21 protein-coding genes are annotated in these 19,192 nt (G+C 74.3%); 14 read left to right on the top strand and 7 right to left on the bottom strand.

The window, feature by feature from the left end; translation table 11 throughout:
- Positions 1-14: 14 nt before the first annotated feature.
- Positions 15-623: a mycothiol-dependent nitroreductase Rv2466c family protein gene (locus AC068B_RS33060; protein ID WP_478675217.1), complete on the top strand. Its 609-nt coding sequence runs from the start codon at positions 15-17 to the stop codon at positions 621-623.
- Between the two features lie 132 nt (positions 624-755).
- On the top strand, positions 756-1,205 hold the full coding sequence (locus AC068B_RS33065) for a YdeI/OmpD-associated family protein (protein ID WP_478675218.1): 450 nt from the start codon (positions 756-758) through the stop codon (positions 1,203-1,205).
- A 70-nt stretch (positions 1,206-1,275) separates the two neighbouring features.
- On the opposite strand, the gene AC068B_RS33070 is transcribed toward AC068B_RS33065, so the two are convergent.
- The gene (locus AC068B_RS33070) at positions 1,276-2,031 is read right to left on the bottom strand and encodes an SDR family NAD(P)-dependent oxidoreductase (protein WP_478675219.1); all 756 of its coding nucleotides are present in this window, start codon (positions 2,029-2,031) and stop codon (positions 1,276-1,278) included.
- Positions 2,032-2,173: 142 nt separating this feature from the next.
- On the opposite strand from AC068B_RS33070, the gene AC068B_RS33075 reads away from it, so the two are divergent.
- Complete coding sequence (locus tag AC068B_RS33075; protein WP_478675220.1) at positions 2,174-2,773, top strand: TetR/AcrR family transcriptional regulator; 600 nt, start codon at positions 2,174-2,176, stop codon at positions 2,771-2,773.
- 107 nt (positions 2,774-2,880) lie between these two features.
- Here the strand turns inward: AC068B_RS33075 and AC068B_RS33080 are convergent, their stop codons facing one another.
- From AC068B_RS33080 to AC068B_RS33090, 3 genes are read right to left on the bottom strand one after another with little or no spacing between them, the layout of a single operon-like run.
- Positions 2,881-3,657: an ABC transporter permease gene (locus tag AC068B_RS33080; RefSeq protein WP_478675221.1), complete on the bottom strand. Its 777-nt coding sequence runs from the start codon at positions 3,655-3,657 to the stop codon at positions 2,881-2,883.
- Complete coding sequence (locus tag AC068B_RS33085) at positions 3,654-4,631, bottom strand: ATP-binding cassette domain-containing protein (protein ID WP_478675222.1); 978 nt, start codon at positions 4,629-4,631, stop codon at positions 3,654-3,656. Before AC068B_RS33085 ends, AC068B_RS33080 begins: the two co-directional genes overlap by 4 nt.
- Positions 4,632-4,660: 29 nt before the next feature.
- Complete coding sequence (locus AC068B_RS33090) at positions 4,661-5,329, bottom strand: DUF4097 family beta strand repeat-containing protein (protein ID WP_478675223.1); 669 nt, start codon at positions 5,327-5,329, stop codon at positions 4,661-4,663.
- Positions 5,330-5,597: 268 nt separating this feature from the next.
- Here AC068B_RS33090 and AC068B_RS33095 point away from each other — a divergent pair, with 268 nt between their 5' ends.
- The 4 genes from AC068B_RS33095 (at position 5,598) to AC068B_RS33110 (ending at position 8,362) form a co-directional block, all read left to right on the top strand.
- Positions 5,598-6,344 carry a helix-turn-helix domain-containing protein gene (locus AC068B_RS33095; RefSeq protein WP_478675224.1) on the top strand — a complete coding sequence of 249 codons (747 nt, stop codon included), beginning with the start codon at positions 5,598-5,600 and terminating at the stop codon, positions 6,342-6,344.
- 53 nt (positions 6,345-6,397) lie between these two features.
- Complete coding sequence (locus AC068B_RS33100) at positions 6,398-6,589, top strand: hypothetical protein (RefSeq protein ID WP_478675225.1); 192 nt, start codon at positions 6,398-6,400, stop codon at positions 6,587-6,589.
- 58 nt (positions 6,590-6,647) lie between these two features.
- Positions 6,648-7,307 carry a DUF6629 family protein gene (locus AC068B_RS33105; RefSeq protein WP_478675226.1) on the top strand — a complete coding sequence of 220 codons (660 nt, stop codon included), beginning with the start codon at positions 6,648-6,650 and terminating at the stop codon, positions 7,305-7,307.
- Between the two features lie 68 nt (positions 7,308-7,375).
- Positions 7,376-8,362, top strand: coding sequence for an MBL fold metallo-hydrolase (locus tag AC068B_RS33110; RefSeq protein ID WP_478675227.1), 987 nt, complete (start codon positions 7,376-7,378; stop codon positions 8,360-8,362).
- Between the two features lie 21 nt (positions 8,363-8,383).
- On the opposite strand, the gene AC068B_RS33115 is transcribed toward AC068B_RS33110, so the two are convergent.
- Positions 8,384-9,127 carry a class I SAM-dependent methyltransferase gene (locus tag AC068B_RS33115; RefSeq protein ID WP_478675228.1) on the bottom strand — a complete coding sequence of 248 codons (744 nt, stop codon included), beginning with the start codon at positions 9,125-9,127 and terminating at the stop codon, positions 8,384-8,386.
- A gap of 303 nt (positions 9,128-9,430) precedes the next feature.
- Here AC068B_RS33115 and AC068B_RS33120 point away from each other — a divergent pair, with 303 nt between their 5' ends.
- On the top strand, positions 9,431-10,327 hold the full coding sequence (locus AC068B_RS33120; RefSeq protein WP_478675229.1) for an ANTAR domain-containing protein: 897 nt from the start codon (positions 9,431-9,433) through the stop codon (positions 10,325-10,327).
- Here the strand turns inward: AC068B_RS33120 and AC068B_RS33125 are convergent.
- Complete coding sequence (locus AC068B_RS33125) at positions 10,324-10,851, bottom strand: cupin domain-containing protein (protein ID WP_478675230.1); 528 nt, start codon at positions 10,849-10,851, stop codon at positions 10,324-10,326. The genes AC068B_RS33120 and AC068B_RS33125 overlap by 4 nt on opposite strands.
- A gap of 81 nt (positions 10,852-10,932) precedes the next feature.
- Between AC068B_RS33125 and AC068B_RS33130 the strand changes: the two genes are divergently transcribed.
- The 5 genes from AC068B_RS33130 to AC068B_RS33150 all read left to right on the top strand — a co-directional run bounded on the left by AC068B_RS33130 (position 10,933) and on the right by AC068B_RS33150 (position 16,011).
- Positions 10,933-11,811, top strand: a complete 879-nt coding sequence (locus AC068B_RS33130; protein ID WP_478675231.1) for a LysR family transcriptional regulator — start codon at positions 10,933-10,935, stop codon at positions 11,809-11,811.
- A gap of 115 nt (positions 11,812-11,926) precedes the next feature.
- Complete coding sequence (locus tag AC068B_RS33135) at positions 11,927-12,175, top strand: DUF6332 family protein (RefSeq protein ID WP_478675232.1); 249 nt, start codon at positions 11,927-11,929, stop codon at positions 12,173-12,175.
- A 109-nt stretch (positions 12,176-12,284) separates the two neighbouring features.
- Positions 12,285-12,860 carry a (2Fe-2S)-binding protein gene (locus AC068B_RS33140; protein ID WP_478675233.1) on the top strand — a complete coding sequence of 192 codons (576 nt, stop codon included), beginning with the start codon at positions 12,285-12,287 and terminating at the stop codon, positions 12,858-12,860.
- Positions 12,857-13,858 (top strand): FAD binding domain-containing protein, encoded by a 1,002-nt coding sequence (locus AC068B_RS33145; RefSeq protein WP_478675234.1) that lies wholly within the window; start codon positions 12,857-12,859, stop codon positions 13,856-13,858. Before AC068B_RS33140 ends, AC068B_RS33145 begins: the two co-directional genes overlap by 4 nt.
- A 56-nt stretch (positions 13,859-13,914) precedes the next feature.
- Positions 13,915-16,011, top strand: a complete 2,097-nt coding sequence (locus AC068B_RS33150) for a xanthine dehydrogenase family protein molybdopterin-binding subunit (protein ID WP_478675235.1) — start codon at positions 13,915-13,917, stop codon at positions 16,009-16,011.
- A gap of 5 nt (positions 16,012-16,016) precedes the next feature.
- On the opposite strand, the gene AC068B_RS33155 is transcribed toward AC068B_RS33150, so the two are convergent.
- On the bottom strand, positions 16,017-17,045 hold the full coding sequence (locus AC068B_RS33155; protein ID WP_478675236.1) for a PHP domain-containing protein: 1,029 nt from the start codon (positions 17,043-17,045) through the stop codon (positions 16,017-16,019).
- Between the two features lie 173 nt (positions 17,046-17,218).
- On the opposite strand from AC068B_RS33155, the gene AC068B_RS33160 reads away from it, so the two are divergent.
- Positions 17,219-18,841: an SDR family oxidoreductase gene (locus AC068B_RS33160; RefSeq protein WP_478675237.1), complete on the top strand. Its 1,623-nt coding sequence runs from the start codon at positions 17,219-17,221 to the stop codon at positions 18,839-18,841.
- The last annotated feature ends 351 nt before the right edge of the window (positions 18,842-19,192 follow it).

The raw sequence follows: 19,192 nt of genomic DNA on the forward strand, positions 1-19,192 counted from the left end.
CAGAGGAGGCTGAGGTGTCTCAGGGCGATGTGACCGCCGTCGACTTCTGGTTCGACCCGCAGTGCCCGTGGGCGTGGATCGCGTCCCGGTGGATCCACGAGGTGCGGGCGCAGCGGCCCATCGCCGTCCGCTGGCACGTGATGAGCCTCGCCGTCCTCAACGAGGGGCGCGACGTGCCGCACAAGTACCGCGTGGGGCTGGGCTTCGCGCCGGTACGGGTGTGCATCGCCGCCGAGCAGAAGTACGGCCCCGAGGTGCTCGACCGGCTCTACACCGAACTGGGCACCCGCTACCACCACGAGAAGGCGCCCAAGGACCGGGCCACGATCGAGGCGGCGCTGACGGCGGCCGGTCTGGACGTGGAGCTGGCCGCGGCGATGGACTCCACCGAGTACGACACCGTGCTGCGCGCCTCGCACCACGCCGGCATGGACCAGGTCGGCTACGACGTCGGCACCCCGGTCATCGCCGTGGACGGCAACGCGTTCTTCGGCCCGGTGGTGACGCCCGTGCCCCGCGGGGAGGCCGCGGCCAGGCTCTGGGACGGTGTGCTGCTGGTCACCGCGACGGACGGGTTCTTCGAGCTCAAGCGCACCAGGGACCGCAAGCCGGTGTTCGACTGACGCCTCCCGCCACACGGATGGCGCCGATCGCCGCCCTTGGGGCGCCCGCCCCCGTCAGGATGTGACACAGCACGGTCACCGGCGGACGGACGTGAGCGCCCGCCGCGAGCCGACACACCCTGACAGGAGCAGATGATGAAGTTCCGAACCTACGTCGAGCCTCCGGAGCCCATGCGGGGCTTGGAAGTTCCTCCGGAGGTCGTGGAGAAGCTCGACGGAGGCAAACGACCGGCCGTGACCATCACGGTCAACGGGCACTCCTGGAACAGCCGGCTCGCCATCATGCGGGGCCGCCACCTGATCGGCTTCAGCAAGGCCAACCGGGAGGCCGCCGGGGTCGAGACCGGCGAGGAGGTCGAGGTGGAGCTCGCCCTGGACACCGAACCCCGTGTCCTGGTCGAACCGGCCGACTTCACCGAGGCCCTGGACGCCGACCCGATCGCCCGCAAGGTCTATGACCGGCTGTCACCGAGCCGCAAGCGGGCACACGTGCACGCCATCGAAAGCGCGAAGAAGCCCGAGACGCGCCTGCGGCGGATCGAGAAGGCGGTGGCGGCGCTGCGCGACGAGCCGTTCGCGTAGGGACACCGGCGGCTTTGCTGCACGCCCCCGGCGTTCCGGCACGGCACCTGGGCCGGGATGCCGGGGGGCGTCACCAGGGCACCGGCTCGCCGTGGCGGTCCAGGAACTGCAGGCCCGGGGCGCCCGCCTGGGCCTCGATGACGTCGGCGACGGGCGGGATGCTCTCGTGGGGGGCCAGCGGTGCGTCCGGGCCGCCGAGCCGGGTGCGGTTGTGGCCGGGGTCGATGAGCAGCTTGGTGTGTCCGTCGGCGCCGTGGCGGGTCGCGTAGCTGCGCATCAGCTGGTTGAGGGCGGCCTTGCTGGCCTTGTAGAGCTCGTAGCCGTCCTCGGTGTTGAGGGTGATGCTGCCCTGTTCGGAGGACATGACCGCGACGGTTCCGCCGGGGGCGACGAGGTCGCGCAGGGCCTCCAGGGTGCGCAGCGGGCTCAGCGCGTTGGTGACCATCACCTCGGTGAACATGTCGGTGGGCACGTCGGCGATCGGCAGGTTGCCGCGGTCGATCGCGGCGTTGACGAAGAGCAGGTCGAGCCGACGGCCCGTCAGGCGCTCGCGCAGCGCGGCGAGTTCGCCGGGGCTGGTCATCTCCAGCGTCTCCGGCTCCAGGCGTCCGCCGTGGGCCTTCGCGCGGGTGTGCAGGTCGCCGCCGGTTTGGCGGGCCGTGGCGATGACGTGCCAGCCGCGTCCGGCGAGTTCGTCGGCCAGGGCGAGCCCTAAGCCGCGGGAGGCCCCGATGACCAGGGCCTGGCGCGGGGCGGCGGGCGTGGCGGGTGCGGTGGGTGCGGTGGTCGAAGCGGGCGCGGTGGCGGGCGTGTTCGGGGTGGGCATGTTCGCTCCTTGGCGGCGGGGTGGCGCGGCCCGTGGGCGGCAGGGCGGTGCGGTACGGCGGCGGTGCGGCCGATGCAATTAGCCTAGACGCGACGGTGCGTCTAGGTAATGTTCCGGGGGTCACCCCGGGTATCGTGTCCGCATGCCCGCCCCGCCCGCCCGGCCCCGCAGACCCCACTCCGGCAGCCGGCGCGACGAGGCCGCGCGGCTGGCCGTGCTGCACGCCGCGGACGATCTGCTCGTCGAGCACGGCTTCGGCGCCCTGACCATCGAGGCGATCGCGCGCCGCGCCGGTGTCGCGAAGCAGACGATCTACCGCTGGTGGCCCTCGAAGGTCGAGATCCTCCTCGACACGCTCGTCGAGGACAGCGAGAAGCGCCTGCCCGTCCCGGCGGAGCAGGCCACGGCGGCGGGCATCCGCGGCTATCTGCGCGCCTACGCGCGGTTCCTCACCCGCGATCCCGCGGGCCAGGTCCTGCTGGCACTGCTCGCCGAGGCGCAGCACCATCCCGAGACGGCCGAGCGCCTGCACGAGCGGCATCTCGGCCCGCGCCGGGCCCGGGAGCGCGAACTGCTCGCGCGGGCGGTCCAGGCCGGTGAGATCTCCCCCGGGCTCGGCCCTGACGCCGTGCTCGACGCGCTGGTCGGCCCGCTCGTCTACCGGGCGCTGACGGGGGCGGGCATCCCGCGCACCCTGGTGGACACCCTCGTCGAGGACCTGCTCAGGCCGCGTACGGGCTGAGCCGCGGGGCCGGGACGCGAAAGGGGCGGCGTACGGCCGACGTGGTGTCGGGGTACGCCGCCCTGGGCGGGGTGCGTGGCGGGCGGTGGTCCGCGCCGGCACGGCGGTTACCGGGGGTCGCGGTTGAACTGCGCCATGGACCAGCGGTAGCCCAGCGCGGCCAGGCCCAGGCACCAGGCCAGCGCGACCCACCCGTTGTTGCCGATCTCGGTGCCCAGGAGCAGGCCGCGCAGGGTCTCGATGGCGGGGGTGAAGGGCTGGTACTCGGCGATCGGGCGGAACCAGCCCGGCATCGAGTGGAGCGGGACGAAGGCGCTGGAGATGAGCGGCAGCAGGATCAGCGGCATGGCGTTGTTGCTGGCCGCCTCGGCGTTGGGGCTGCCCAGGCCCATGCCCACCGCGATCCAGGTGAAGGCCAGGGCGACCAGGGCGAGCAGCCCGAACGCCGCGAGCCACTCCAGGGCGGTGGCATCGGTGGAGCGGAAGCCCATGGCCACGCCGACGGCGCCGACCAGGACGACGCTGAGGAGGATCCGCAGGACGCTGCCGACGACGTGGCCGAACAGGATGGAGCCGCGGTGGATGGCCATGGTGCGGAAGCGGGCGACGATGCCCTCGTTCATGTCGGTGGAGACCGAGACGGCGGTGCCGATGACGGTGGAGCCGATGGTCATCAGCAGGATGCCGGGCACGACGTAGGCGATGTAGGCGTCGCGGCCCGCGCCCGCGCTCATGGTGTCGCCGAAGATGTAGACGAACAGCAGCAGCATCATGACCGGGGTCATCAGCAGGTTCAGGGTGAGCGAGGGATAGCGGCGGGCGTGCAGGAGGTTGCGGCGCAGCATCGTGGAGGAGTCGCGCACGGCGAGGGAGAGGGAGCTCATCGGACGGTCTCCTTGGGCTGGTTCGGCTGGTTCGGCTGGGCGGGCACGGCGGGGGCGCCGGCGGTGAGGGCGAAGAAGACGTCGTCGAGGTCGGGGGTGTGCACGGTCAGTTCGTCGGCCTCGACGCCGGCGGCGTCCAGCCGGTCCAGGACGGCGCGCAGGTCGCGCTGGCTGCCGTCGCTGGGGAGTTGGAGGGTGAGGGCCTCCTCGTCGCGGGCCGCTCGGGGCAGGGCCGCGGCGGCGGAGCGGTGGGCGGCCGGGTCGGCGAAGCGCAGGCGCACGTGTCCGCCGGGGACGAGCCGCTTGAGTTCCTGGGCGGTGCCCTCGGCGGCGATCCTGCCGTCGTGCAGGACGGCGATGCGGTCGGCGAGTTCGTCGGCCTCTTCCAGGTACTGGGTGGTGAGGAAGACCGTCACCCCGCCGGTGACGAGTTCGCGGATGATGCCCCACATGGTGTGGCGGGAGCGGGGGTCCAGGCCGGTGGTGGGTTCGTCGAGGAAGATGATGCGGGGGCTGCCGACCAGGGTCATGGCGATGTCCAGGCGGCGCTTCATGCCGCCGGAGTAGGTGGAGGCGGGCTTCCTGGCGGCCTCCACCAGGTCGAAGCGCTCCAGGAGTTCGGCGGCCACCCGGCGTCCCTCGCGCTTGGGCAGGTGGTGCAGGTCCGCCATGAGGAGCATGTTCTCCTCGCCGGTGATCAGGCCGTCGACGGCGGAGAACTGGCCGGTGACGCCGATCGCCGCGCGGGCGGCCTGCGCCTGGTCGGCGAGGCTGTGGCCGCCGACGTACAGGTCGCCGGCGTCGGCGGTGACGAGGGTGGAGAGGATCTTGACGGCGGTGGTCTTGCCGGCGCCGTTCGGGCCCAGCAGGGAGAAGACCGTTCCCTGCGGGACGTTCAGGTCGATGCCGTCCAGGACGGTCTTGTCGCCGTAGGACTTGCGCAGCCCGTGGGCCGCGATGGCCAAGCCGGTCATGGGGTGAACTCCTTTGGGGGCTGCGGGGATCAGAGGCTGCGGGCGGTGATGTCGCCCTGGGCGACGGTGGCCTTGATGGACAGGTCGGGGGTGCCGCCGGTGCTGCGCAGTGCGTTGTCGATCCGGCCGAGTGCGGTGCCCGCGTCCAGGGCGGCGCTGACGCCGCGGGCGGCGACGACAGTGATGTCGCCCTGCTGGGTGCTCAGCGCGAGCGTGCCGGCCGCCGCCTCGGCGATGTGCACGTCGCCCTGCAGGGTGCTGATCTCGCCGGGGCCGTTCAGCCGGCCCACGGTGATGTGCGCGTCGAGGCCGGTGAGATGGGCGCTGGCGGCCTCGTCGAGCTTGACCGAGCCGTGGCCGCCGTCGAAGGCGACCTTGCCGAGGCGGCCCACGCCGCGGAACTCGGCGGCGGCCGACTTCGCCCGGACGTCGGATCCTGCGGGCAGCTGGACGGTGACCTCGAGGGAGCCGGTGGTGCCGATGAGGCGGTTCTTCGCCTCGGGGGCCTGGACGCGCAGGACGCCGTCGGCGTAGGTGACTTCGGTCCGCTCGGCGGCCTTCACGTCGCGGCCGCGGGCCGGGTCGGCGGGCCGGACCTCGACGGTGGTGTCGCTGCGGTCGGCGGCGATGAACTGGATGCGTCCGGCGGGGATGTCGAGGACGGCCTGGACGGCGGCGGGGGTGTCGAACTTCTGCATGGTGTGCTCCTTCATCCGGTGTCGCTTGCCCTTGCGGCCCGCGCTTTCCGATGACAGAAACGCTACGTTGCATTCACAGAACTGACAACACACTTGTTGCGTTGAAATCCCATAACTGCAGGTGAATGCAGGAAAGTTGATGCAATGACCTCGCGCTTAACGCAACAGCCCACCCCTCAGGTTGTTGCAATGAGATGGGTGTGAACGCTATAGTCGGGGCACCGACCGCCACCGGGCCGCCCCGGCCCGGGCCACGAAGGAGACCGCGATGCCGGGAGGCAGGCTCACCCAGCAGGAACGCCAGCAGATCGCCCTGGGACTGGCCGACAACCTCGCCTACGCCGAGATCGCCCGGCGCCTGGAGCGGCCGACCTCGACGATCACGCGCGAGGTGACACGCAACGGCGGCCCGGCCGGCTACCGCGCCGAAGTGGCCCAGCGCGCCACCGGGCACCGCGCCCACCGCCGCAGACAGAGCGCGCCCCGGGACCCGCGGACGCCCCCGCAGCCCCACGGCCGCGACGCCGACGAAGTGCGCGCCTACGAGGAGGTGTTCACCACCGTCATGATCGCCTCGGGCATGCCCACGATGATGTCCCGGGTGGTGGCCTGCCTCATCCTCACCGACTCCGGCAGCCTCACCGCGGCCGAACTCGCCGAGCACCTCCAGGTCAGCCCGGCCGCCATCTCCAAGGCGATCGCCTTCCTGGAGAGCCAGGGGTTCGTGCGCCGGGAGCGCGGCGAGGGAAGGCGCGAGCGCTACGTCGTCGACGACGACGTCTACTACCAGTCGATGATGGCCACCGCCCGCGCCACCGCCCAGGTCGTCGCCACCGCCCGCCAGGGCATCCCCGTCCTGCGCCCGGGCACCCCCGCCGCCACCCGCCTGGAAAACATCGCCCGCTTCCTCGACTTCGTCTCCGAAAGCACCGCCCGCGCCGCCGAACAGGCCCGCGACATCCTCCACACCAAGCCCACCACTGCCCCGGACACCGCCGCACCGGGCGGCAGTTGATGTTTGGTGGTGCAAAAAGTGGTCAGGCGTACCGGAGTTGACCTAGGGGGTGCATGTTGTTTCCCAGTCCGGGACAGAACGGCCAGTGGGTGCGCACACGGACGGAGGCCGACGCCAAGGCCTTCGTCGCGGAGAAGCACGCGGAACAGGAAAACGCCCTGCACACGGGCACCGGCACGCTGATCCTGACGGGCGTCGTCGTGCTACTCGTCGCCGCCGCGGCCCTGTACAGCTGGCTCGGCTGACGCGGGCGCCGCGGCGTCCGGCGCGCTGCCGCGCCGCGGCGGCCGTAGCGTTGGGATCATGTGCTGGAGTGCAACGGCCGACCTCGTGGCGGGCACGGGCATCGCGGCCGTGGGAGCCGTATCGGTGACCCTGGCGGCCCGCCGTCCGCGTGATCTGCCGCTGGCCGCGCTGCCGCTCCTGCTGGGCGCCCACCAGATCGTGGAGGCCGTGGTCTGGCACCACGGCGGCGGCACCGGCCCCGCCACCCTGGCCTGGGCCGTCATCGCGCTCCCGCTGCTGGCGCTGTGGGTACCGGCGGCCGTGCTGTGCGCCGCGCCGCCCGACGCCCGCCGCCGCCTGCTGGTCCCGCTGGCGGCGGGGGCCGCGACCGCGGCGGTACTCGCCCACGCGCTGGCCACCCGCACCGTGAGCGCCGAGATCCGCGGGCACACCGTCGGATACTCCCTGGGACTGCCGCAGACCGGGCTGGTCGTGGCCGGCTACCTGCTCGCCACCGTCGGCTCCCTGCTGCTGTCCGGCGACCGCGGCCTGGTCCTGTTCGGCGTCCTGGTCGCCGCCGGGGCCGCGCTGTCCCTGCTGCTGTGGCGCCGGGAGTACATCTCCACGTGGTGCGCGTCCGCCGCGGTGTGCTCGGTGGTCCTGACCCGCTGGGTCCACCGGCGCCGCCCGGCGCCCGGCCCGCGGCAGGGGGCGCGGGCCTGGTCCGTCGGGAGGTAGTTGACCGGCAGGGCCGCACCGCGGAGCGCCGTGTTCGACCGGGCGTCCGGTTCGATCAGAATGCGCCCATGATTCTTCAGAGCACACCCGTGACGCTCCCCGCCCGGCTCGCCGAAGTGCCCGGCGCCGACGGGCTCTTCCTGTGGGCCCCCCGGAGCACGGGCCATTGGGGGTACGCCAACTGCTTATGGGTCATCTCCGGCCCCGACGCGGCAGTGATCGACACCCCCTATGACGGGCCGACGACCCGGGCGATGATCGACGCGGCCCGGCCCCGGCTCGGCCCGCGCACCGTCACGACGGTGGTCAACACCCACGCGAACGGCGACCACACCTTCGGCAACCACCTGTTCCCCGGGGCGGAGATCATCGCCACCCGGGCGGGCCAGGACCACCTCCCCCACGAGCCGACCCCCCAGCACATGCACACACTGGTGCACCAGTCACCGCCCGGCACCGCCCTGGGCCGCTATCTGCGCGAGCACTTCGGCCACTTCGACTTCGCCTCCGCCCGCCTCACCCCGCCCACGGTGACCTTCCGCGGCCGCCACGCCTTCCCCGTCGGGGACCTCGAGGTGGAACTGCACGAGGTGGGACCCGCACACCACGCGGGCGACCTGGTGGCCCGCATCGGGGACGTGGTGTGCACCGGCGACATCTTCTTCCACGGCGACCACCCCACCCACTGGGCGGGCCCCCTGCAGAACGTCATCAACGCCTGCGAACTCGTCCTGGGCCTGGGCCCTCGGGTCGTCGTCCCCGGCCACGGGCAGCCCACCGACCGCGCCGGACTCGAGGAACACCTGGCCTACCTGCGCACCGTGCAGCGCGAGGTGCATGCACGCTACGAGGCCGGGCTGAGCCCCGAGAAGGCGATGGACGACCTGTTCAGCCGGGACTTCTACCCCCGCCTGGGGCTGCCCGAGCGCCTGATGATCGTGCTCTCGGTGGAGTACAGCCACCTCGCGGGCGACCCGGCGGTGCCGCCCGTGGTCGAACTCGCCGACCGGGCCGCCGTGTGGTCGTCCCGGCGCGCCGCCGCACTCCCGCGCTGACCGCCCCTCCCCCGGCGGATGTCAGGCGCGGCAGCGCAGCATCTCCAGCGGCGGGTTGGCGTGGAAGTCCGCCCAGAAGTCCGCGCCGAACGCGCGCGTGCCGACCGGTGACACCGTCAGCGCGACCCAGGTCACCTCGCTGAACCCGGCCGCGTGCAGGCACTGTTCGTACACCTCGCGGCGCGGCCGGTTGGCGACGAAGGAGACCGGCGGGTCCAGGAGCGCCGTGATCCGCACCTGCGGGCCGGTCTCGGCCTCCCGGCCGGTGAGCTCGCTGCGAAAGCCGTACTTGTCCGGCACCGGGCCCTCGAAGGAGAAGTCGGGCGACTGGTTGAGCACGAAGAGTTCGCCGCCGGGCCGCAGGCTCCGGTGCACGGTGCGGCACATCCGCTCGGTGGTGGCGGTGTCCGGCGCGTAGCTGAGCAGCTGGACCGCCGTGGCGATGTCGAAGCGCCGCTCCAGCGGCACCGGTTCGGCCACGTCCGCGACCCGGTAGCGCACCCCCAGCGGCTGCCGCTCCTCCAACTTCTGGGCCACGGCGACCATTTCACCGGAGATGTCGATGCCCAGCACGTCCGAGGCACCGCGCCGCTTGAACTCCCTGCTGTAGAAGCCGGTGCCGGAGGCCAGGTCCAACACCGTGCGGCCGCGCACGTCCCCGACCATCGCCAGGAAGCTGGGCACCGCCGCGTACTGCTCCAGCGGCAGCGCCTTGAACCCCTCGTAGGCCTCACCGATCTCGTCGTACTGCTGCTGCGCGCTCATGGTGGTGCATCTCCCCGTGGTCGGCGTGACGGCGTGTCGGCAGTCTCCACGGGCCCCGGCCACCGGCCGTACGGGCAGAACCCACGAAGATCAGGTCCCGGTCCCGGCCTCCCCTACAGCCGTACGCGGGTGCCGGGCCGGTCATGACACCGGGCGGCGGGCGGGATACGGTCACGGCAGTGGGTGAGGAGCAGCGCCTGCCGGGAAGATCCGGACGGGGCCGGGTCCGGGGCCGGCGCCACGGCCACTGCTGCTCACCGATCGCAGAGAAGGCCGGAGCAGGATGCGGCCAGGGGAGACAGCTTGACCACCCTTTCGACCCCGTCATCGTCGCCGTCGCCGGAGGAGCAGCCGCCCCCGCCCGCGCGGCCCGCCTCGCTGCAGGAGGAGACGGAAAGCCTGCGGGCCACCGCCGAGCAACTGCGCGCGCAGGTGGCCGAGCTGGAGGTCCGGGCGCGGGCGCGGCCCAGGATCGCGCTGGCCGAGGGCATCCTGGTCGAGCGCTACCGGCTGGCACACGCCCGGGAGGCGTTCCTGCTGCTGCGCCTGGCCTCGCAGCGCGCCAACATCAAGCTGCACCAGCTGGCCGCCGCGGTGGCCCGCACCCCCGGCCCCGCGCCGGGCGCCGCGGTGTGGCTCACCGGGCGGGCCAGGCATCCGCGGCCCAGCCTGGCCGCGCTCGGGGCCGGGCCGCTCGACGCGACGAACCAGGGCGAGGTGCTCGGCGCCGCGCTGCGCCGGGTGCTGGCCGTCACCGGCACGGACATGGGCAACGTGCAGCTGGTCGAGGACGATGTGCTGCGCATGGCCAAGCACGCCGGTCTGCCCCGGCACTTCACCGACTACTTCGCCTTCGTCGAGGGGAACACCTCCTGCTCCCGGGCGGCCGCCGCGGGCAGCCAGGTCACCGTCAAGGAGGTGGCCTCCTCGGCCGGGTTCGACGACGAGACGCGCCGGGTGATCCTCACCTCCGGCAGCCGTGCCTGCCACAGCATCCCGCTCGTCGACGACCGGTCGGCCGTCCGCGGCGTCATCTCCTCCCACCACGCCCGGCCGCTGACCGGCTTCACCCAGGCCCAGCTCCAGGCGCTGCACACCACCGGCCGCACCCTGGGCGAGTGGATCAGCTGGCATCAGGACACCGTGCTCCTGGACGCGCTGGAGGACCTGCACCAACTCGCCCTGGCCCCACGCCCCTAGGACCCCGGCCGGTGGGCGGGCCGGGTGGCGTAGCGGCTCATCGTGCGCACGTTGTCCGCGGGCGTCGGGGCCCGGCCGTCGGCGAGCGTGTCCTGCAGATCCCGGAAGTACTGCACGTACAGGTCCGGAGTGAACATGCTGAGCATGACGGCCGGTTGGCCACCGGTGTTGGCGAAGGTGTGCGGGGCGCCGGCCGGGACCATCACGAAGGTGCCCGCCCCGGCCTCGTGGTCCTCCTCCCCCACCGTGAACCGCACCGTGCCGGACAGGACGTAGAAGCCCTCGTCGTGCCGGGCGTGGCGGTGCTGCGGGGGGCCGGGGGTGTGCGGGGCCAGGACGGACTCGGTCAGGCCCAGCCGGTGGGCGGTGTGGCTGCCGTCCTCCAGGACGCGCATGCGGGTGGTGCCCAGGGCGATCGTCTCGCCCTCGCCGGGGCGGACCACCACCACGGCGGGCCCGGCGGCCTCTGCCCCTGTGCCTGTGCCGTCTGTGCCTGTGCCGTCTGTGTTTGCTGCGTCGGTCATAGCCACGATTGGACCGCCGGGGTGCGGGCGCCGTCCAAGACCTGTTCCGGGGCGCCGATACCGGCTGGGTATCGTGGCGTGATGGAGCTGCGGACGTTGCGGTATTTCGTGGCGGTCGCCGAGGAACTCCACTTCGGCCGGGCGGCCGTGCGGCTGCACATGAGCCAGCCGCCGCTGAGCCGGGCCGTCAAGCAGCTGGAGACCGAGGTCGGCGCCGTGCTGCTGGACCGCTCACCGCCCGGGGTCACGCTCACCGCGGCCGGGGCGGTGCTGCTGGACGAGGCGCGCGCCCTGCTCGAACGGGCCGCCCTGGCGCGGGAGCGGGTGGCCGCCGCGGCCGGGACCGCGGCCATCACCGTCGGGGTCCTGGGCGACGGCGCCGATGCCGGGCTTGACCGGCTGGCCGGTGCCTTTCGCCGACGGCATCCGGGCGTGGAGGTACGCGTCCGGGAGGCCGATCTGGCCGACCCCACCTGCGGACTGCACGCCGGCCGGGTCGATGTCGCGCTGACCCGCGGCCCCTTCCAGGAGACCGGGCTGTCGGTGCGGGCGCTGCGGGCCGACGCGGTGGGGGTGCTGCTGCGGGCCGACGACCCGCTGGCACGGCGCGCGCGCCTGCGGCTGGCCGAGCTGGCCGGCCGGCGCTGGTTCAGCTTCCCGCAGGGCACCGACCCGCTGTGGCAGTCCTACTGGGGCGGCGGACAGCACCGCGAGGGGCCGGTGGTGCGCGCGGTCGTGGAGTGCAGGCAGGCCGTGCTGTGGAACGCCACCGTGGGCATGACCCTGGCGGACCACGCGCCGGGGCCGGGACTCGCCGTGGTGCCGCTGAGCGACATGCCGCCCAGCCCGCTGGTGGCGGCGTGGAGCACGGGGGACGCCAATCCGCTGGTCCGCTCGTTCGTGCGGGTCGCGGCCGACATCCACCGGGAGCGTCCGGGCGCGCGGCCGTGCGGAACGTAACCCTGCCGACCGTAACCCGGCGGGACGCGGCCGCGCGGCGGCGTCCCCGGGGCACGGCAGGGGGACTTGGGAGAACCGGCGGGGCGCCGCGCGGGGCTGGGTACCCTGTGCGGCCATGGGGACAAACCGCCGCAGCCAGGCCCAGCGGGACGAGATGACCGTGGAGATCGGCTACGCGCTGCTCAGCGCCTGCTTCCTGGGGGCCGTGGTGTTCGGGGCGATCGCCGGTCCGGCCGCGGTCTGGCGGCTCCCGCCCGGCGCGGAAAGGTTCCTGCTGGTCGCGGGCGCCTCGGTCGGCTCCGTGCTCGCGGTGCTGCGCGTGGTGCACGTGCTGTGGCGGTACGCGGGAGCCCGGCCCCGCTGACCCGGCCCCCGGCCCGCGCGCCGTTCGGCATGCCGGAACGGGCGTCCTGTCCCAGGCTGGAGTGGCGATGACGGCACGGACCACGCCCGGGACGAGGGAGCAGAGCGCCATGGGGACCGATGTGTTCCATTCGGAAGTGCCCCTGCGGGTGAACGGCAGGCCCCACCGCCCTGTCGTCGATCACCGCGCCACGCTGCTGGACGTCCTGCGGGAGCAGCTGGACCTGACCGGGGCCAAGAAGGGCTGCGACCACGGCCAGTGCGGGGCCTGCACCGTCCTGGTGGACGGACGCCGGGCCAACAGCTGTCTGCTGCTGGCGGTCGCCGTCGAGGGCTGCGACATCACCACGGTCGAGGGCCTGCACGGCGCCGACGGACAGAGCCCGCACCCCCTGCAGCGGGCCTTCGTGGAGCGCGACGCCTTCCAGTGCGGGTACTGCACGCCGGGGCAGCTCTGCTCGGCCCTGGGAATGCTGGCCGAGGCCCGGGCGGGCGAGGCCTCGCACGTGACGGAGCCGGGCACGACGGACGGGGCAGACGGGGCGGACGGGGCGCCGGTGCGGCTGAGCCGGGAGGAGATCCGCGAGCGGCTCAGCGGCAATCTGTGCCGGTGCGGGGCCTATCCGCACATCGTCGAGGCCGTCGAGGCGGCAGCGGCTGCCGGGGACGGGGGCGTGGTCCGGTGAAGTCCTTCATGTATGTGCGGGCCCACAGCGTGGACGAGGCGACCGCGGCACACGCCGGGCGGCCCACCTCCCGCTACCTGGGTGGCGGAACCAACCTCGTCGACCTGATGAAGCTGGGCGTGGAGCGGCCCGAGACGCTGGTCGATGTCAGCCGGCTGCCGCTGGACGGCGTCCAGGAGCTCGCCGACGGGTCCCTGCGCGTGGGTGCGACGGTGCGCAACAGCGACCTGGCCTCCCACCCGCTGGTCCGCGCCCGTTACCCGGTGCTGTCCCAGGCGCTGCTCGCCGGGGCCTCGGGCCAGCTGCGCAACGTGGCCACCACCGGCGGCAACCTGCTCCAGCGCACCCGCTGCCCCTACTTCCAGGATGTGGCCAAGCCGTGCAACAAACGCGAGCCCGGCTCCGGCTGCGGTGCGCGCGAGGGCGTCCACCGCGACCACGCCGTGCTGGGGCACTCCGCGCAGTGCATCGCCACCCACCCCTCCGACCTGGCGGTCGCGCTGGCCGTGCTGGACGCGCAGGTCGAGCTGCAGGGGGTGCGCGGTTCGCGGACGGTGCCCGCCGCCGAGTTCCACCGGCTGCCGGGCGAACGGCCGCAGGCGGACACCGAGATCACCCATGGCGAGCTCATCACCGGGGTGCTGCTGCCGCGGCCGGTGCCGGGCGCGGTCTCGGCCTACCGCAAGGCGCGCGACCGCGCCTCGTACGCCTTCGCGCTGGCCTCGGTGGCGGTGCTGCTGGCCGCCCGGGACGGGGTCGTTCAGGAGGTGCGGATCGCCTTCGGCGGGCTGGCCCACCGGCCCTGGCGGGCCCGGCGCGCCGAGGAGGCGCTGCGGGGGGCCGCGCCGACCGGCGAGGCGTTCGCGCGGGCGCTGGATGCCGAGCTCGCCGCGGCCGAGCCGTTGCGGGACAACGCCTTCAAGGTGCCCCTCGCCCACCGTCTGGCCTGCGACGTCCTGCGCCGCCTGACCGACCCGGGCCCGGGCGCCGGGGCCTGACCGGCCTGCCTTTTCGTATTCGTACGTATCCGCCATCCGCCTGCAGGGAGAACGCCATGCCGCAGACCGCCGACGCGCTGGGGGCGGACCTCGAGCGCCGGGAGGGCCTCCACAAGGTGCGGGGCACCGCCCGCTACGCCGCCGAGCACACCCCCGACCGGTGCGCCTACGCCTGGCCGGTGGCGGCCACCGTGGCGCGCGGCGAGGTGCGGGCCGTGGACGACGCGGCAGCCCTGGCGCTGCCCGGCGTGGTGACCGTGCTCCACCACCGCAACGCGCCGCGCCTGGCCGCGCCGGACGATGCCACCCTCGCCGTGCTGCAGGACGCCCGCGTCCCGCACCGGGGCTGGTACGTGGCGCTGGTGGTCGCGGACAGCCTGGAGTCGGCCCGCGAGGGCGCCGCGGCCGTGCGGGTCACCTACGCCCAGGAGCCGCACGACGTCACGCTGCGGGCCGGGCACCCCGGCGCGTACGTGCCCAAGGACACCGACGGCACCTCGGGCGAGCACGTGCGCGGCGATGCGGAGGCGGCGTTCGCGGCCGCGCCGGTGCGGGTGGACACCGGCTACCGGGTGCCGCCGCTGCACAACCACCCGATGGAGCCGCATGCGGCCACCGCCCACTGGCAGGACGGGCGCCTGCACGTGTACGACTCCAGCCAGGGTGCCACCACCGTCCGCAATGTGCTGGCCGACCTGTTCGGGCTGTCCAGGGACCAGGTGACGGTCGTCTCCGAGCACGTCGGCGGCGGGTTCGGCGCCAAGGGCACGCCCCGCCCGCACGTGGTGCTGGCCGCCATGGCCGCCCGCCAGACGGGCCGGCCGGTCAAACTCGTCCTGCCGCGGCGGCAGTTGCCGGCCGTGGTGGGGCACCGCTCGCCGACCCTGCACCGGGTGCGGCTGGGCGCCGGGACGGACGGCACGCTGACCTCGGTGATCCACGAGGTGACCGCGCACACCTCCCGCATCAAGGAGTTCGTGGAGACCGGGGCCGCCGCCACCCGCGTCATGTACGCCTCGCCGCACGGGCGCACCACCCACCGGGTGGTGCCGCTGGACGTGCCGAGCCCGTCCTGGATGCGGGCCCCGGGCGAGGCCCCGGGCATGTACGCGCTGGAGTCGGCGATGGACGAGCTCGCCGAGGCGCTGGGCATCGACCCCGTCGAGCTGCGGCTGCGCAACGACACCGGCCACGAGCCGGACAGCGCCAAGCCCTTCAGCAGCCGCCATCTGGCCGAGTGCCTGCGGGAGGGGGCGCGCCGCTTCGGCTGGGCCGGACGCGACCCGCGGCCCCGCACCCGCCGGGCGGGCCCCTGGCTGGTGGGCAGCGGCGTCGCGGCGGCCACCTACCCGGTCGTCGTCGCGCCGTCCCGGGCCTGCGCGCTGGCCTGCCCGGACGGGACGTTCGTGGTCCGGATCAACGCCACCGACATCGGGACCGGCGCGCGCACCGTGCTCGCGCAGGTCGCCGCCGACGCGCTGGGCGTGCCGGTGGAGCGGGTGCGCACCGAGATCGGCAGCAGCGACCTGCCGTCGGCGTCGCTGGCGGGCGGCTCGTCCGGCACCGCCTCGTGGGGCTGGGCCGTGCACGAGGCGTGCACCCGGCTGGCCGGGCAGCTGGCCGGGCGGCCGGAGGGGCCGCTGCCGCCGGAGGGCGTCAGCGCCACGGCCGACACGGCGGGCCGGGCCGACGCGGACAGCGACTACGCCCGGCACGCCTTCGGCGCCCATTTCGCCGAGGTCGGGGTGGACACGGTCTCCGGCGAGGTCCGGGTGCGGCGGCTGCTGGGTGTCTACGCCGCCGGGCGCATCCTCAACTCCCGTACCGCGCGCTCGCAGTTCATCGGCGCCATGACGATGGGGCTGGGGATGGCGCTGATGGAGGGCAGCACGATGGATGCCGCCTTCGGGGACTTCGCGGAGTGCGATCTGGCGGGCTATCACGTGCCGGCGCACGCCGACGTGCCGGAGATCCAGGCGCACTGGATCGAGGAGGACGACCCGCACCTCAACCCCATGGGCAGCAAGGGCATCGGGGAGATCGGGATCGTCGGGACGGCCGCGGCCATCGGCAACGCGGTGTACCACGCGACGGGGGTGCGGCTGCGTGAACTGCCGCTCACCCCGGACCGGGTGCTGGCCGGTGCCGGGTGAACCCGTCAGGTGGTGCGGGCCCGGCTCTCCCGGGTCCAGGAGAGCAGTTCGGGCGCCGTCCAGGTGGTCACCACGCGTTCGGCGGGCACCTGGCACTCCTCGGCCCGTGCGCAGCCGATGAGCTGCCAGTCGAGCTGGCCGGGCGCGTGCGCGTCGGTGTCGACGGCGAACAGCACGCCCGCGTCCACGGCGCGGCGCAGCAGGGGGCGGGGCGGGTCGAGGCGTTCGGGGCGGCTGTTGATCTCCACCGCGGTGCGGGCGGCCGCGCACGCGGCGAACACCTCGTCCGCGTCGAACTGTGAGGGCGGCCGGCCGCGCCCGGTGACCAGGCGGCCGGTGCAGTGCCCGAGCACGTCGGCGCGCGGGTTGCTCACCGCGGCGACCAGTCGGCGCGTCATCGCGGCCGCGTCCATGCGCAGTTTGGAGTGCACCGAGACGACCACGACGTCGAGGCGGTCCAGCAGGGCGGGTTCCTGGTCCAGGGAGCCGTCGTCCAGGATGTCGCACTCGATGCCGGTCAGCAGCCGGAAGGGCGCCCAGCGTTCGTTGAGGGCGGCCACCGCCTCCAGCTGGTCGCGCAGCCGCTCGGGTGACAGGCCGCGGGCCACCGTGAGGCGGGGCGAGTGGTCGGTGAGCACGGCCCATTCGTGGCCGATCTCCTGGGCGGCGCGGCCCATCGCCTCGATGGGGCTGCCCCCGTCGGACCAGTCGGAGTGCAGATGGCAGTCGCCGCGCAGCAGGGCCCGCAGCCGGGTGCCCGCGCCGTCGGCCAGCGGCGCCCGGGCCTCCTCCTCCAGGCCCCGCAGATAGCCGGGCATGGTGCCGGCCAGCGCTTCACGGATCACGGCGGCGGTCTTGGGCCCGATCCCCTTGAGGGACTCCAGGGTGCCGTCGGTGGCGCGGCGTGCCACCTCCTGGTCGGACCGGGCGGCGATCACCTCGGCCGCGGTGCGAAAGGCCCGCACGCGGTAGGTCGGGGCGCCGCCCCGCTCAAGGAGGAAGGCGATGCGTTCCAGTGCCTCCACGGGCTCCATGGCACCTCCGGGCGGGCGGGGTCGTGCGCGCGGGGATGCGCGGCCGGGTTCCAGCCTCGCGCAGGCAGGCGGGCGCGGCGCGGCGAGGAGGGGCTCTTGCGCCCTCAGGGGGCGGGTGGTGCATCGGGCCCGCGCCCCGGGGCACTCGGGTCGGGGCCCACGGCGGGCGCGGCATGTCGCGGCGCGGGCCGCGGCGGGTGAGACTTCCAGGGGGGCCGGGGCCCCGGCATGCCGCGCCCGGCGCCCCGGCACCGATACCCCGGCACCGAAACGAGGCGACAGCGCACGTGAGTGACAGCAACGACTCCTCCCCCGGGCGGCACGTCCTGGTGACCGGGGCCACCGGCTACATCGGCGGCCGGCTGGTGCCCGAACTGCTGGCGGCGGGGCACCGGGTGCGGTGTCTGGCCCGCTCGCCGGAGAAGCTGCGCGATCATCCCTGGGCCGGGCAGGCGCAGGTGGTGCGCGGCGACGTGACCGACGCGCGGTCGCTGGCCGAGGCGTTCGAGGGCATCGAGGTGGCGTACTACCTGGTGCATGCGCTGAACACCGGGTCCGGTTTCGAGGACACCGACCGGCGGGCCGCCCGGACGTTCGCCGAGCAGGCCGAGGCGGCCGGGGTGCGGCGCATCGTGTATCTGGGCGGGCTCACCCCGGCCGGGGTGGCCGAGCGGGAGCTGTCCGCGCATCTGCGCTCGCGGGCCGAAGTGGGCCGCATCTTCCTGGACTCGAAGGTGCCCAGTGCGGTGCTGCGGGCGGCGGTCATCATCGGGTCGGGCTCGGCGTCCTTCGAGATGCTGCGCTATCTCACCGAGCGGCTGCCGGTGATGGTGACGCCCAGCTGGGTGCGTACCCGCATCCAGCCGATCGCGGTCCGCGACGTGCTGCGCTATCTGGTGGCCGGGGCGGAGCTGCCCGCGGAGGTGAACCGGGGCTTCGACATCGGCGGTCCGGACGTGATGACCTACCGCGACATGATGCGGGCCTACGCCCGGGTGGCCGGGCTGCGGCACCGGCTGATCGTGCCGGTGCCGCTGCTGACGCCGGGGCTGTCCAGCCACTGGGTCGGTCTGATCACGCCGGTGCCCCGTCAGATCGCCCGGCCGCTGGCGGAGTCGCTGCGCCATGAGGTCGTCTGCCAGGAGCACGACATCGCGGCGTACGTGCCCGACGGGCCGGGCCGCCCGCTGCCCTTCGCCCAGGCGCTGCGCCTGGCCCTGCAGCGCATCCAGGACGCCCAGGTCACCACCCGCTGGTCCTCGGCCTCGGTGCCCGGCGCGCCCAGCGATCCGCTGCCCACGGACCCCGACTGGGCCGGCGGCAGCCTCTACACCGACCGCCGCACCCTGGTCGTGGATGCCTCCGCGCCCGCGCTGTGGCGGGTCATCGAGGGCATCGGCGGCGACAACGGCTGGTACTCCTTCCCGCTGGCGTGGGCGGTGCGGGGCTGGCTGGACCGGCTGGCGGGCGGGGTGGGCCTGCGCCGGGGGCGCCGCGACGCGCACCGCCTGCGGGTGGGTGACTCCCTGGACTTCTGGCGGGTGGAGGAGATCGAGGCGGGCCGGCTCCTGCGGCTGCGGGCCGAGATGCGGCTGCCCGGTCTGGCCTGGCTGGAGATGCGGGTGGAACAGGACGACTCGGGCCGCACCCGCTACCGCCAGCGCGCCCTGTTCCATCCGCGCGGACTGGCCGGGCACGCCTACTGGTGGTCGGTGGCGCCCTTCCACGCCGTGGTCTTCGGCGGCATGGCCCGCAACATCGCCGAGGCGGCGGGCCGGGAGCCCGAGTCGGCCTGATCGACCGCCGGTGCGGGGCGGCCCGCCGGTTGGCCGGTCGCAGGTCCGCGCAGGCCTCGCCGATCGCCCCGGGCCGCGGGTGCGCGGACAGTGCCCGCCGCCGAGTTCCCTCGGCCGCCGGGCGAACGGCCGCAGGCGGGCGCCGGGATGGGCCGCCGCGGGCCCCGGTCCGGGGCGGGCGGGCAGCCGGACGGCCGGGTCAGAGGAGCGTGCAGGACTCGCCGATCGCCCCGGACCGCGGATGCGCGGACAGTACCCGCCGCCGAGTTCCCTCGGCCGCCGGGCGAACGGCCGCAGGCGGGCGCCGGGATGGGCCGCCGCGGGCCCCGGTCCGGGGCGGGCGGGCAGCCG

Source organism: Streptomyces sp. NPDC042371, assembly GCF_056437465.1.